The sequence below is a fragment of the Mucilaginibacter sp. GW822-FHT03E02 genome (assembly GCF_058801545.1).
The window spans coordinates 4,593,214-4,606,537 of the sequence record NZ_JBXANJ010000001.1 but is presented as its reverse complement, the minus strand read 5'-3'; the positions used below and the strand labels follow the sequence as shown (position 1 = coordinate 4,606,537).

Genomic DNA, 13,324 nt, shown 5'->3' with positions numbered 1-13,324 from the left:
ATGAACCAGTTAAAAGCCTCTTTATTAATGCTGTTGTTGGCCGTACGCGGATACAACGCATTGGCACAAAATGATCCAAAACTTACCGAAGTTTGGGATCCGGAACCAGCCATAGTACAACCGGGCGTTGGCAACAAAGCGCCATCAGACGCCATTATTTTGTTTGATGGAAAAAATCTGAACGAATGGACAGATCAAAAAGGGATGCCCCCCGGCTGGACAATTAAAGATGGCATCCTCACCGTTAAACCCGGCAGCGGCTCCATCATTACCAAAAGAAACTTTGCCGATTGCCAGCTGCACATTGAATGGCGCACACCGGCCATTGTAAAAGGCGAAGGGCAGGAGCGCGGCAACAGCGGCGTAATAATGCAAAGCCGTTACGAACTGCAGATACTGGATAGTTATAAAAACCGAACCTACTCCAACGGGCAGGCCGGTTCCATTTATAAACAGCATGTGCCTTTAGTAAACGCTTCACTTAAACCTGGCGAATGGCAAAAGTATGATATCATATACACAGCCCCGCGTTTCAATTTAGATAGTTCGCTTAAAACACCGGCGTACATTACGGTATTACATAACGGCGTGCTGGTGCAAAACCATGTAGCCATAAAAGGCACAGTGGCCCATGTTGGCCAGCCTAAATACACCAAGCACAATTTTGCCCAGCCCTTATTGCTGCAGGAGCATGAATTCCCGGTATCGTTCCGCAATATCTGGATCAGGGAAATCAACGTTCAAAAGCTTTTTAATGGCCGGGATAAAACAGGCTGGTATTCGTTTTTAGATACACTGGGTAAAAACAACGATATCCATAACAATTTCATCGTAGAAAATGGCGCGGTGCATGTAATGGGTAAATATTTTGGCTATATGAGTACGCTTAAATCATACTCCGATTATTATCTTAAAGTAGTATTCAAATGGGGCACCAAACAATACTTTCCGCGCCAGACTGGTAAGCGGGATGCCGGTATCCTTTATCATTTTGGATTGATGGAAAAAGATACCGTTTGGCCAAAGTCAATAGAATTTCAGATACAGGAGCAGGATTGCGGCGATTTTTGGTGCGTAAAACATACCAATGTAGATTCGCCCAATAAATGGGAGTTTGCCTGGGATCAAAAGCATATTTTCCGCACGGCAAATTTTGAAAAGCCGCGCGGCGAATGGAATACGCTGGAGATTATTTGCAACGGCAACCAAATTGAACATTATGTAAATGGGCACCTGGTAAACTGGGGTACGGGTTCGGTAACAGAGGGCAAGATATTGCTGCAATCTGAAGGGGCCGAAATATTTTACAAATCGGTAGAGTTAACGCCATTATAGACACACTAACTTTCACGAATTGAGTCGAATTGCTCGAATGAGGGAGGATGCGGAATAAAAGAACATGCCGAAGGGTAAATCTCTTCAATTCGTGCAATTCGGATACATCCGTCATAATTAGTGTGCAATAAATTTGTGTAATTCGAAAAAATTCGTGCAATTAGTGTTTATTTTTACAAAATGATCAGATGCCTGGTAGTTGATGATGAGCCTTTAGCGCTGCATATTTTGGAAGATTATATATCCAAAATGCCTTTTTTGCAATTGGTGAAAGCCACAACCAACCCCATTGAAGCCCTTACCCTGGTACAGGCCGGCAATGTCGACCTGGTGTTTTTAGATGTGCAAATGCCCGAACTTACCGGCATCCAGTTTTTAAAAATAGCAAACGGCAAAGCCAAGGTAATACTTACCACAGCTTACCCCCAGTACGCGCTGGAAGGCTATGAGCTGGATGTGGTTGATTACCTGCTGAAACCAATAGCTTTTGACAGGTTTTTTAAATCGGTACAAAAGGCGCAAAGCATCATACAGCCCGTTACCAAAACGGTTATCCAGACCGAGCCTGCACAGCAGGATGATTTTTCGACAGATTTTATCTTTGTAAAAACGGAGCACAAAATTCAAAAAGTTTACCTGCACGATATTTTGTTTATCGAGGGGCTGAAAGACTACATCTCCATATTTACATGTGCAGAGCGCATCATTACACTGCAAGGCATGAAAAAAATGGAAGATGCCCTGCCCGAAAGGCATTTTGTAAGGGTACATAAATCATACATTGTAGCACTTAACAAAATTGACAGCATCGAGCGCAGCCGCATCCAGATAGGCGACAAAATTATCCCGGTAGGAGATACCTACCGCGATGAATTTTTTAAAATCATTGATGATAAAAACGTTTAGCCCCCCTAACCCCCTGAAGGGGGAACTATGGTTGGGATGGCTGTGTCTGCCGAGGGATTACGTTCAAAACAAGACGATTGTTATACGCTGTCGTGAAATTGCGCTAAATTCTAAAGCGGGCAAAACAAAAGACTGTCATGCTGCACGAAGCATCTATTCGCGAACTTTTCCCCCCTACTCCACTTCGACGGTAATCTTTTCGCCTATTTGCTGTCTCCACATGGCATAATATAAACCCTTTTGGCTGATCAGATCAAGGTGACGGCCCGATTCAATGATGCGGCCTTTTTCTAATACGTAAATACAATCGGCGTGCATAATTGTAGATAGGCGGTGGGCTATCAGTATGGTGATATGATTTTCATTTTCGGATACATTGCGTATAGTTTCGGTGATCTCCTCTTCGGTGATGGAATCCAAAGATGAAGTAGCTTCATCAAATACCAGGATATCGGGTTTGCGTAACAGCGCACGGGCTATCGAGAGGCGTTGTTTCTCGCCGCCGGATACTTTTACGCCGCCCTCGCCAATAACAGTGCTCAGGCCTTTATCGGCCCTTGCCAGCAGGGTTTGGCAGGCAGCACGCTGCAATACGTTCATACACTCTTCATCGGTAGCATCAGGGCGAACGAATAATAAGTTCTCGCGGATGGTACCCGAAAACAACTGGGTATCCTGTGTTACAAAGCCAATTTTCTCACGCAGCTGATCAAGGTCAATCTCCTTGCTTAAAATATTGTTGTATAAAACATCGCCCTCCAACGGTTGGTATAAACCAACCAGCAGTTTTACCAGTGTAGTTTTACCCGAGCCCGACGGACCAACAAAGGCAATGGTTTCGCCGGTATTCGTTTCAAAACTAATGTGGTTAAGCGCGTTGCGGTTGGCGGTTAAGTGCTTAAAAGTAACGTTGCTGAAGGTTAATGTATTTACTTTATCAACCATTACGGGTTTCTCTGGTTTTTTATCAATCGGGGTGCTCAAAATGCCTTTGAAATTCCCTAATGAAACCTCGGCCTCGCGCCATGACAATATCACGTTGCCAAGCTCCTGCAGCGGATTAAACAAAAAGAAGGAGTAAAACAAGAAGCTAAAATATTGTCCCGGCGATAACGATCCTTTAAATATCAGCATCAATAGCACAACCACCATTACGCTCCGCACAAAATTTACAGTAGTGCCCTGTACAAAGCTCATGCTACGTACATATTTTACTTTCTTTAGTTCCAGGTCGAGTATTTTGTAAGTGGTGTTATTCAGCCGTTCTATTTCCTGCTTGGCCAAACCAAGGCTTTTTACCAATTCAATATTTCTTAATGATTCGGTAGTAGATCCGGCCAGTGCGGTAGTTTCAGATACTATTTTCTTTTGGATGGTTTTGATTTTACGGCTCATGGCCATGCTCACAAAAGTAATAATGGGTATAGCAGCAAAATAAACTAAAGTTACCTGGTAATTTACACTTACCGAGTATACAATTACAAACACCATCCCGATAAGGGATACAAATAATATACTGATAAACGAAGTGATAAACTTTTCGCAATCTAACCGTACCTTTTGTAAAATACCAAGTGTCTCACCGCTGCGCTGATCTTCAAAAACCTGGTAAGGCAGTTCTAACGAGTGTTTCAGGCCATCAGCATACATTGCTGCACCTACCTTTTGGGTAATAATATTGGTAAAGTAGTCCTGGAAATTTTTTGCTATACGCGATACCATGGCTACGCCGATGGCTGCACCGACCAGCATTAACACCTGCCGCAGATACTCCTCGTAATGCAGCGTGCCCCGTTTTTCAATAACGCGGTCAACAATGCGGCCGGTTATCCACGGATCAAGCAATGAAAACCCAATATTCATGGCAGCCAGAAACAGCGCCATCACCACTATCCAGCGGTGTTTTTTCAAGTAAGAAAGTAATATATTCATGTTTCGGCAGTAAAAATAAAAAAAGGGAATGGCTAAGTAGCTCATTCCCTTTTAATTTGACATAAGGTTAATATTAAACCGTCATGATATCTTTTTCTTTGGCTTCAGAAAGCTGATCAACTTTGATGATATAAGCATCGGTAAGTTTTTGAACTTCTGCCTCGCCTACTTTTATTTCATCTTCAGATACACCTTCCGATTTCAATTTTTTGATCTTCTCGTTGGCATCTTTACGAATGTTGCGGATAGCTATTTTACCGGTTTCGGCTTCGCCTTTTGCTTTTTTAACTAAATCGCGGCGGCGCTCTTCGGTTAACGGCGGCACGTTTATACGGATGATAATACCATCATTTTGCGGGTTAACACCAAGGTTAGCCGCTATAATTGCTTTTTCTATAGGGGCAAGCAACGATTTTTCCCAGGGTTGTATAATAATTGTTCGGGCATCAGGGGTGTTTACGCTACCAACCTGGCTTAAAGGGGTTGCCGTACCGTAATAATCAACCGTAACGTCATCCAGCATCGATGGGCTTGCTTTACCGGCACGTATTTTATTTAATTCGTTATCGGCATGCTCAATGGCCCTATCCATGGATGCCTTTGCATCAGTAACTTGTTTTTTAATGAGTTCGCTCATCGGTTTAAATTTTTCACAAAAATAATAAAATCTACCATTTAACAGCAGGCCATCTGTTTTATCATTTGATGGCCGCTACAGTTTGCCAACTAACGTAGTTTTTGCAACTATGTTTTTTACTACAAATGTTAAATAACTTTTTTTAACATTTATAATGCTCATTTGTGTTTATCTTAGTGTAAACCTATTACAGCTATGAAAAAAACACTGTTAATTATCATTTTGGCCACATGTGTAAGCCAGTTAAAAGCGCAAATATCCCTTAACCCTTTTTTTAATAGTAAAATTACCTGGAGCCCTACTTTAAAGCCCAAAACAGTTACCACTTTTTTTGCAACCAAACCAGTAACACCGCAGTTAAAAGATTTTTTATCGGGCAGCGTGCAGCAAATGCCGGATGCCCAACCTATGCGCTATTTAATGCCGGTTGTTAAAGTATCAAGTACCGACAGGATGCCCATAGTAAAAACCGATGAGCCAGGTATGCATTATACAATGCTGATAAAAGGATATGGATCGCCTAAATTGGATAGCCTGGCAAATTCAACACCGTGATATTATTGGAGAAGGTTTTTATAAGGTAAAAACAATGTTATGCGGGTTGCAAAATTTCACGAAATTTCGGGGATTAACGTTATCTGGGGTTGTCCAATTTCCCTGTCAATCCTGGGGTACGAAGGATCTATCAACTGTGCATAACCGATAGAAAAGTTCGTGAGATCCTTCGTACCTCAGGATGACAGTCTTTGATATGTTATTTCCCCCTTCAGAATTCGAGGATTTTACAACTCAGGACGCCAGGCCTTCGCGCCTTGAAAATAAAAGTATGCACGCTTCTCCAAGTATAAAACTACCTCACTTGCTCTTCCGCTATGAATACACCCTTATTAGTTTCTACCGCAACAGACGCTCCCCGCTTTTCTACCACTTCATCAAAGCTTTTCTCGTAGTCGGGATGGTTGGTGCCCATCAGCCTGTCCCAGATGTTAAAATACAGGCCGTAGTTGCATTTAACCAGGCGATGGTGCATGTTATGATGGGTTGAGGTATTATGCCATTTAAACAGCTTATTACTGGCAAAGCCTTTCGGAAAGAGCTCGAAACCCAGGTGCCCGGTTACATTGAGCAATAGTGAATATAACGAGAACAGGGTTAATGCTGTACCATGATACGGTATGGTGAAAGCTATCAGGGGCACAATACCTACTTCGATAACCGCCTCAAGCGGATGAAAGGCGTATGCCGCAAATGGGGTTGGGTTGGTAGATAGGTGATGCGTTTTATGTACCGCCTTAAATAAAGGCTTCCAGTGCATAGCACGGTGTGTCCAATAAAAATAGGTATCATGCATCAATATCATCAGCACAATACTGAAGATGTAATACCCCCATCCTTTGTCGCTGATATTGGGGTAAATACGGGTTAACCCAGCTTTACTTGCGTAAATAACGCTCATGATAACCAGGCCGAAAATAATGATGGTGATAAAGGAGTTCGCCACCTCGCGAATCACATGCTTATTTTCGGGATATCGCTGCTGTATTTTGGCACGCCAGATGGTTTTATTCTTCCAAACATAAAACACCAGGTAAAACGATCCTGCAAATAACAGGTAACGCACAGCCAGCCGAAGTAAAACGTTGGATACGGTGATCAAATCATCTAAGCGGAGGCCTTTAAACATTGTTTATTAAACGTTTAACAATGATAAGTTTATATAGTTAAAACTAAAAATCCTTATTCAGTAGCTTTTCCAGTTCGGCAAAGCTGATATTCATTTTTACCCTGCCTTGTTTGGCGTAGGATAGTTCGCCGGTTTCTTCGGATATAATGATGGCTGTTGCTTCGTTGGCCTCGGTTACGCCAATGCCGGCACGGTGGCGCAGGCCGAATTGCGCGGGCAGGTCGGTCTTCTCGGTCAGCGGTAAAATACAGCTGGCCGATTTTATCTTGTTTTCGGCAATCACGACGGCCCCGTCATGCAGCGGGCTTGTTTTTTGAAAAATACTTTCCAGTAATCGTTTAGATATCCGGGCTTCAACAACCTCGCAGCTATTTTGGTAAAATTGTTCGTCGTAATATTTGGCAAACACAATGAGCGCGCCGGTTTTTGTTTGCTTCAGGCTTTTACAGGCATCAATAATTGGTTTAATGCGGGCGTAGTTGTTTTTCTCCACCTCCTTTTTACCAAAAAAATACTGCCACCAGGCTTTGTTACGCTGCAAGGACGCGTTTTTACCTACCAGCAGCAAAAACTTCCGGATTTCCTGCTGAAAAACGATGATCACTACAATAATCCCCACATCAACCACCTTTTTCAGTATGCCGGCCAATAGCGGCATTTTGGTTTCGGGCACAATAAAGTACAGCAGGTATATAAATGCAAGCCCGATAAAAATATTAGCGGCTATAGTACCACGCAGCAGGTTGTAAAGCTGGTATATGATGGTTGCCAGCAACAGGATATCCAGTATGGCAAAAGGCGTAATTTTAAGGCTGCTTAAAAAGGATTGCATTTACGAAGTTAACAAGTTTCGGCAAGTTAAAAAGTACTGATAAAACATTGGCATGTCGCAAAAGATTAGGGGTCCGGTATGTAAAGTCGCTAAATTAAGAAAGTTAGGAGGATTTAAATATCGAACACCGAAGATCCAATGCCGAATAACGAACAGAAACTTCGGTGTTAGACATTCGAAATTCATTATTCGATATTATTTGCACTACTGTTCTTATTTACTTAATCACATCGCCCGGCATATACGGCCCACCTGGCACACCCCAGCCCCAGGCCGGCATTGGTGCATCGGTAGCCTCGGTCGTTTCGCTTTGTTTTGAGTTAATAACCGCAATGCGTGTACCCCACTCCAGGTAAGCCAAAAATGCCGACCGGAATTCGGGGTCATCCGGTAATTGTAATTCGTCGGCAGTTTGCAGCAGCAGTTCCATCCAGCGTTTGCGGTGGGCCTCGGTAAGGTGCTTTTGCAGATGCTTGCTTATCATCATAAAATGGCTACCCTCCTCCCCGCTGTAAGTTTTAGGCCCTCCCAAAACCTCGGCAACAAAATGGGCAACATGCAGGCGGTGCTGTGCCGACATGTGCTTAAATACCGGCTCCAGCAGTTCGTCGGCTAAAACTTTATCGTAAAACTTATCAAACAAAGTTTCAAACATCGGCATACCACCGGCCCACTCAAAAAGCGAAGGGATTTTATTAGCTGTCATATCATTATGCCATTAACTCAGAATAAAGATAGCAGAGAACAATTTAATATGTCGAATTAAATGCAGGAATCTTTACTTGTTCCGCTCGGTAGTAAAACGTACCAGCTGCTCCAGCGCACTATGCGAATCACTCGGCGGGAAGGTGTTCAGGATTTCAAAAGCCTCGTCCTGGTATTTTTTCATCTGGGTTTCGGCATATTGCAAACCGCCTGTTTCGTTCACAAATTTTATGATCTGGGCAATCTTGGCTGGGTCGTCATTATGGTTCTTTACCAGGTTAATGATCCTTTTCCTTTCAGCCGGCGTAGTATTGGCCAGCGAATAAATAAGGGGCAGGGTAACTTTTTTCTCTTTAATATCGATGCCCAGGGGTTTACCTACATCGTCGGTACCAAAATCAAACATATCATCCTTGATCTGGAAGGCGATGCCTATTTTTTCGCCAAAAAGACGCATTTTTTCAACCACCTCTTCGCTTGCCCCGGCCGATGAGGCCCCGCAGGCACAGCAGGAAGCAATAAGTGAAGCGGTTTTCTGGCGTATCACCTCGTAATAAACAGGTTCGCCAATATCCATGCGGCGCACTTTTTCTATCTGCATCAGTTCGCCTTCGCTCATTTGCCTAACAGCCTCTGAAACAATACGTAATAATTGAAAATCGTTATTTTCGATAGAAAGCAGCAAGCCTTTGGATAGCAGGTAATCGCCAACCAAAACGGCAATTTTGTTTTTCCATAAAGCATTGATGGAGAAGAAACCACGGCGCTGATAGGAGTTATCAACCACATCATCGTGCACCAGCGAAGCGGTGTGCAGCAACTCGACCAATGCTGCGCCCCTGTGGGTAGATTCGTTGATGCCACCGCAAATTTTGGCCGCAAAAAAAACAAACATTGGCCTTATTTGCTTGCCCTTACGTTTAACAATATAATGGGTAATCCGATCCAGTAACGGCACCGAGCTATGCATAGAAGACTTGAACTTCTCTTCGAACGCATCAATATCGGCAGCGATAGGTTTCTTAATGTCGTTGATGCTCAGCATTTAAACTAAACAAGCTTTTATGGTGTAAAACTGCCATGTGGCAATATGAGGCAAACATAAGCTAAAATTATTTATCTGCATTGATGCAGAATATTTTTTACCCAAATTAAACTATCTGATCAGTAAACAGTCAATACCAATGATTGCCATATTTATAAGTTGAGTTAAAGTTTTGTGTGTGCGGGTTACCTTAAAAAAGGTGCCCGCTTTTTTATTAGCGGCAAATGCAATAATATTTTACCTTTGCAATCCATTTAGCAAATACGGAGAGGTGTCTGAGTGGTCGAAAGAGCACGCCTGGAAAGTGTGTATACTTCAAAAGGGTATCGAGGGTTCGAATCCCTCCCTCTCCGCTGAATTTGATATCAAATTATCTAAAAGCCTGCAAATCATATGATTGCGGGCTTTTGTTTTTATATCAATATTCAAAATATCCACCGAATCGCATAAAAACAGTGCGTAATGAGGTGAGTAAATTTTGAGATATTTAAACTCACCGAATTAGTCATATCTTTTTAACTATCAAGATGTTCAATATTCAAACATCTTGATTATGATCAGCTGCAAGCTTAGTTTTGTTTCACTTTTTAATGTTATTTAACATGAAAACTAATTTCAGCTTACTCTTCTATTTGAAGAAACCAAAAAACTACACAGACGGCCCCGTGCCGATCTATCTTCGTATTACCGTTGCCGGTAAACGGTCCGAAACTACCACAGCACGAAGTTGCGATCCTTTGCAATGGAATAGCAAGGCGGGACGGTTAAAAGGAACCAAGGAAGCTTCCAGAACCTTTAACGCTTACCTTGACCAGTTACAAGCTATGGTGTATGACGCGCATCAAAGCCTTACGGAGCAAAAAGCAGCCATTACAGCTGCGCGCCTGAAAAGTAAACTCACCGGTAAAGCGGAATCCGTTAGGATGATCCTTGATATATTTAAGGATCACAATAGGCAGGTGGCAGCTTTGGTCGGTGCCGATTTCGCAAAGGGGACCTTGGAGCGTTATCAAACCTCTTTAAAACACACTTCCGATTTTATCAAATGGAAATATAATACCGCCGACATCGATATCAGGGACATTGATCATGATTTTATTGCAAGCTATGATTTCTACCTTCGCTCCGTAAGGAAATGCGGGAATAATTCAGCTGTTAAATACCTTAAAAACTTTAAGAAGATCGTGCGTATCTGTATTGCAAGCGGTTGGTTAGACAGTGATCCTTTTGTCAATTACAAAGCGAAAGTAAAAGTGGTGGACAGGGTGTTTTTGAATAATGAAGAGCTGCAGCGGATGGCCGTTAAACAATTCGTAACCGAACGTTTAGGACAAATCAGGGACATTTTTCTTTTCAGCTGCTATACTGGACTTTCTTACGCTGATGTATATAAGCTTAAAGCGTTTGAGGTCGTCACAGGCCTTGACGGTGAGAAATGGATTAATACCAAACGGCAGAAAACAGCTACACCCACACGTATTCCCCTTTTACCGCCGGCAATTGCCATCCTGAATAAATATAGTGATTCGCCGATTTGCGAAAGTTCAGTTAAAGCGCTCCCTGTTTCCACCAACCAAAAGATGAACGCTTACTTAAAAGAGATCGCCGATATCTGTGCCATTCCTAAAAAGTTAACCTTCCATATTGCACGGCACACCTTTGCTACAACTGTGACACTTTCTAATGGCGTACCTATCGAAAGCGTAAGTAAAATGCTGGGGCATACTAACATCAAAACGACCCAACATTATGCAAAGATCCTTGATCTTAAAGTCGGCCAGGATATGTCAAAACTAAGGCAGCTTTATTAAAAGAGATTATTTAAACAGATGCCAGGCAGGTAGTCTCAACCGCCTGGCATCAACATTTTCAAAAAAAAATAAAATGACAAATATAAATTTTATACCGGACGACGTCATTATGACCAAGATCTATTATATAAGGGATCAAAAAGTAATGTTAGATAGTGATCTTGCCGAACTTTATGGCGTAGAGACACGAAGGTTGAACGAACAGGTGGCAAGAAACATTGACAGGTTTCCTGACGATTTTATGTTCAGGCTTAACGAACAGGAATTTGAGAGTTTGATGTCGCAATTTGCGACATCAAAGCGTGGGGGCAGAAGAAAGCTACCTTACGTTTTTACGGAGCACGGTGTATTGATGCTTTCAAGCGTACTGAACAGCAAGCAGGCTATACAAGTAAATATCCAGGTCATGCGAATCTTTACAAGAATTCGCCAGATGTTCATAGACAATACCGAGTTAAGGTTTGAGATAGAAAAAATTAAAGGCAAGCTAACTGCGCATGATAAAAACCTGGAATTGTTATTTGGTTACCTGGACGAACTCATTGAACAAAAATCTCACCCTTCGGAAAGAAAACGAATGGGATATATGCCGGACAAAGATACTATGTGATTGACCCAAAATAAAAGTCCCTAAGCGCTTGCCGCCGGGACTTTAAACCTAAACCTTATCACAATGGAACCGGGTTGGCTCCTTATACGGTCAAATATATAAAATTTAACCAATAAGCACAAGTTGTTTAACTATAAGAACAGACATAACCAACAGGATGCAGGCAGGTTAACCGAAGTGGTCATCCATGCCCGCAAACCTATTTGTTGGTCATTAGCGGTGCCCGGTTTGAAAGTCTTCTTATCTTCTTTAATATTATTCAGATTCGTCAGCCGTCATAAATTTCAGGTAAATGATTTCCGCTGTTTTAAGTAACTTATCCACCGTATCCATCAGCACATTGATTGATGCCTCATCCGGATTGAAATCCTCTTTATACCTGGCATAAGAATATGCAGATTGCAACAGGTTGTAGGTTTGCACCCCTTCTTCGGTATCCAGCTTAAACAGTTTTTTGATATCATCAGTAAAAAGCAATGTTATTTTCAGCATTCGGGAAAGGCTATGCGTGGTTGTCCGGTAACCTAATGCGACTTTTATCAGGGCAATCAGCGTACTTTCCGCGGCCTGGTGCAACAGGAAAGCTGCCAGCTTATAGTTGTTATCCTGCTGGTATTGCTTAGCACCTTTATAGAATTCCCTTCCCTGCTCACCCCAGCGTTTCCAGTTTTTATTTCTCCTTCCGGCAATCTCTTCACTTGTCAGCTTAATAATCGGCGGCAGTTCTAACTTATCTGAACGATAAATAGCTTCACCTTTTTCAAGAGCATGATCGATAAATCGGGCACCAGCCTTTATCGCGTGCGTAGCGTTCTTAACCTTTTGAACAAACGTGAAAACAGATACCAATTGCCTGCAATTGTCTTCGATCTTATTACTGATCTCGTGATCTGCTGCTTTATCGCTGTCATCGGTCAATAGTAGTAGGTAATAAGTAAATGGTTCGCGATGTGTGCCCAGGTGGATAATTAGCTGAACAGCAGGAATTGTTTTTAATACCAGGCTGGTAACTTCTTTCAATCCCAGTTTTTCAGCAGGTGTCGGGGCCGGGTGAAGTTCCGTTGATACCGTTTCTGTAAGGTGGGACGTTGACTTAGCCTCTTCGTCGTAGCTCTGTTCTTTTTTCAGGCGCAATTCCTTTTTTAAGACAGGTCTTTCACTTTCACGCTGGTGTATCAGCCATGCAGCCGAATACAACTTCGCCAGGTGCTCATATACGGTTATAATCTCTCCTGGTGTTACGGTTTCATCTATCGCAGATTTTGAAAGTGCGGCATGTATCCAATCAGCGAGATAATCCCGGAACATTTGTGGTTTTATCTTTTTAAAAGCCGTTTTTATGGGCAAGTACGGGTCAATCAATTCTTCTTTGGACAGGTTATCAGGAAACCAAAACCATTCTTCCGTTTCCTTTTTGAGTTGCTCTTCACTTATCTTTTTTACAGGGGAATAACTATCCTGATGTTCCAGCAATAGCAAATACAAACTTTCCAGTAATTTGACATTAAACTCATAGGTGCCCAGCAACTCCCCCGGCCCATGCTTTTTGTTTTTGTAATGCTTGAAATTGACCACAAAATAACGCCAGTTCTTCAGTTGCTTAAAATGACCATCCGGCCAGTCAGCACTGAAAAAATCGATGACCACACTTAAAGGATTTTGCACCTCCGAAAGTCTCAGCGTTTTAGGATAATGATCCCATGGAGCATATTTGCCGCAATACATACCACCTGCGTTTAAACCGGCCTTTATTGGCCGGCATTACAAAGTTGGCAAGACGGAAAATGCTAAGCCATTCCAACTGTTTCTATCGAAGAAATATCAGGG

The 13,324-nt window shown here is 42.4% G+C and carries 12 protein-coding genes and 1 tRNA gene; 6 read left to right on the top strand and 7 right to left on the bottom strand.

All coding sequences use genetic code 11. The features are described from left to right. Together AC1RM2_RS19205 and AC1RM2_RS19200 are read left to right on the top strand one after the other, a co-directional pair. Entirely contained in the window at window positions 1–1,335 is a 1,335-nt protein-coding gene (locus AC1RM2_RS19205) for a 3-keto-disaccharide hydrolase (RefSeq protein ID WP_492986779.1), read from the top strand. A gap of 180 nt (window positions 1,336–1,515) precedes the next feature. Further along, the gene (locus AC1RM2_RS19200) at window positions 1,516–2,241 is read left to right on the top strand and encodes a LytR/AlgR family response regulator transcription factor (protein ID WP_492986778.1); all 726 of its coding nucleotides are present in this window, start codon (window positions 1,516–1,518) and stop codon (window positions 2,239–2,241) included. Window positions 2,242–2,415: 174 nt separating this feature from the next. On the opposite strand, the gene AC1RM2_RS19195 is transcribed toward AC1RM2_RS19200, so the two are convergent. Both AC1RM2_RS19195 and frr read right to left on the bottom strand, forming a co-directional pair. Further along, window positions 2,416–4,173, bottom strand: coding sequence for an ABC transporter ATP-binding protein (locus AC1RM2_RS19195; protein WP_492986777.1), 1,758 nt, complete (start codon window positions 4,171–4,173; stop codon window positions 2,416–2,418). A 73-nt stretch (window positions 4,174–4,246) separates the two neighbouring features. Next, on the bottom strand, window positions 4,247–4,810 hold the full coding sequence (gene frr, locus AC1RM2_RS19190; protein ID WP_477353597.1) for a ribosome recycling factor: 564 nt from the start codon (window positions 4,808–4,810) through the stop codon (window positions 4,247–4,249). A 195-nt stretch (window positions 4,811–5,005) separates the two neighbouring features. On the opposite strand from frr, the gene AC1RM2_RS19185 reads away from it, so the two are divergent. Beyond that, window positions 5,006–5,365 carry a hypothetical protein gene (locus AC1RM2_RS19185; protein WP_492986776.1) on the top strand — a complete coding sequence of 120 codons (360 nt, stop codon included), beginning with the start codon at window positions 5,006–5,008 and terminating at the stop codon, window positions 5,363–5,365. 295 nt (window positions 5,366–5,660) lie between these two features. On the opposite strand, the gene AC1RM2_RS19180 is transcribed toward AC1RM2_RS19185, so the two are convergent. The 4 genes from AC1RM2_RS19180 to AC1RM2_RS19165 form a co-directional block, all read right to left on the bottom strand. Then, entirely contained in the window at window positions 5,661–6,494 is an 834-nt protein-coding gene (locus tag AC1RM2_RS19180; protein WP_492986775.1) for a sterol desaturase family protein, read from the bottom strand. 43 nt (window positions 6,495–6,537) lie between these two features. Further along, complete coding sequence (locus AC1RM2_RS19175) at window positions 6,538–7,326, bottom strand: diadenylate cyclase (protein WP_477356748.1); 789 nt, start codon at window positions 7,324–7,326, stop codon at window positions 6,538–6,540. A 217-nt stretch (window positions 7,327–7,543) separates the two neighbouring features. Then, window positions 7,544–8,032, bottom strand: a complete 489-nt coding sequence (locus tag AC1RM2_RS19170) for a group II truncated hemoglobin (protein ID WP_492986774.1) — start codon at window positions 8,030–8,032, stop codon at window positions 7,544–7,546. A 72-nt stretch (window positions 8,033–8,104) separates the two neighbouring features. Continuing rightward, the gene (locus AC1RM2_RS19165) at window positions 8,105–9,076 is read right to left on the bottom strand and encodes a polyprenyl synthetase family protein (protein ID WP_492986773.1); all 972 of its coding nucleotides are present in this window, start codon (window positions 9,074–9,076) and stop codon (window positions 8,105–8,107) included. 265 nt (window positions 9,077–9,341) lie between these two features. Here AC1RM2_RS19165 and AC1RM2_RS19160 point away from each other — a divergent pair. The 3 genes from AC1RM2_RS19160 to AC1RM2_RS19150 all read left to right on the top strand — a co-directional run bounded on the left by AC1RM2_RS19160 (window position 9,342) and on the right by AC1RM2_RS19150 (window position 11,497). Beyond that, a tRNA-Ser gene (locus tag AC1RM2_RS19160) sits at window positions 9,342–9,429 on the top strand. 249 nt (window positions 9,430–9,678) lie between these two features. Then, window positions 9,679–10,887, top strand: coding sequence for a site-specific integrase (locus AC1RM2_RS19155; RefSeq protein ID WP_492986772.1), 1,209 nt, complete (start codon window positions 9,679–9,681; stop codon window positions 10,885–10,887). Window positions 10,888–10,996: 109 nt separating this feature from the next. Next, window positions 10,997–11,497, top strand: a complete 501-nt coding sequence (locus tag AC1RM2_RS19150) for an ORF6N domain-containing protein (RefSeq protein WP_492986771.1) — start codon at window positions 10,997–10,999, stop codon at window positions 11,495–11,497. Between the two features lie 255 nt (window positions 11,498–11,752). On the opposite strand, the gene AC1RM2_RS19145 is transcribed toward AC1RM2_RS19150, so the two are convergent. Beyond that, on the bottom strand, window positions 11,753–13,222 hold the full coding sequence (locus AC1RM2_RS19145; protein ID WP_492986770.1) for a HEPN domain-containing protein: 1,470 nt from the start codon (window positions 13,220–13,222) through the stop codon (window positions 11,753–11,755). Window positions 13,223–13,324 lie beyond the last annotated feature (102 nt).

Bases quoted from the DNA above. Each gene is read 5' to 3' on its own strand.
- AC1RM2_RS19205 (WP_492986779.1), top strand. From the start codon at position 1: ATGAACCAGTTAAAAGCCTCTTTATTAATGCTGTTGTTGGCCGTACGC.
- AC1RM2_RS19200 (WP_492986778.1), top strand. From the start codon at position 1,516: ATGATCAGATGCCTGGTAGTTGATGATGAGCCTTTAGCGCTGCATATT.
- AC1RM2_RS19195 (WP_492986777.1), bottom strand. From the start codon at position 4,173: ATGAATATATTACTTTCTTACTTGAAAAAACACCGCTGGATAGTGGTG.
- frr (WP_477353597.1), bottom strand. From the start codon at position 4,810: ATGAGCGAACTCATTAAAAAACAAGTTACTGATGCAAAGGCATCCATG.
- AC1RM2_RS19185 (WP_492986776.1), top strand. From the start codon at position 5,006: ATGAAAAAAACACTGTTAATTATCATTTTGGCCACATGTGTAAGCCAG.
- AC1RM2_RS19180 (WP_492986775.1), bottom strand. From the start codon at position 6,494: ATGTTTAAAGGCCTCCGCTTAGATGATTTGATCACCGTATCCAACGTT.
- AC1RM2_RS19175 (WP_477356748.1), bottom strand. From the start codon at position 7,326: ATGCAATCCTTTTTAAGCAGCCTTAAAATTACGCCTTTTGCCATACTG.
- AC1RM2_RS19170 (WP_492986774.1), bottom strand. From the start codon at position 8,032: ATGACAGCTAATAAAATCCCTTCGCTTTTTGAGTGGGCCGGTGGTATG.
- AC1RM2_RS19165 (WP_492986773.1), bottom strand. From the start codon at position 9,076: ATGCTGAGCATCAACGACATTAAGAAACCTATCGCTGCCGATATTGAT.
- AC1RM2_RS19155 (WP_492986772.1), top strand. From the start codon at position 9,679: ATGAAAACTAATTTCAGCTTACTCTTCTATTTGAAGAAACCAAAAAAC.
- AC1RM2_RS19150 (WP_492986771.1), top strand. From the start codon at position 10,997: ATGACCAAGATCTATTATATAAGGGATCAAAAAGTAATGTTAGATAGT.
- AC1RM2_RS19145 (WP_492986770.1), bottom strand. From the start codon at position 13,222: ATGTATTGCGGCAAATATGCTCCATGGGATCATTATCCTAAAACGCTG.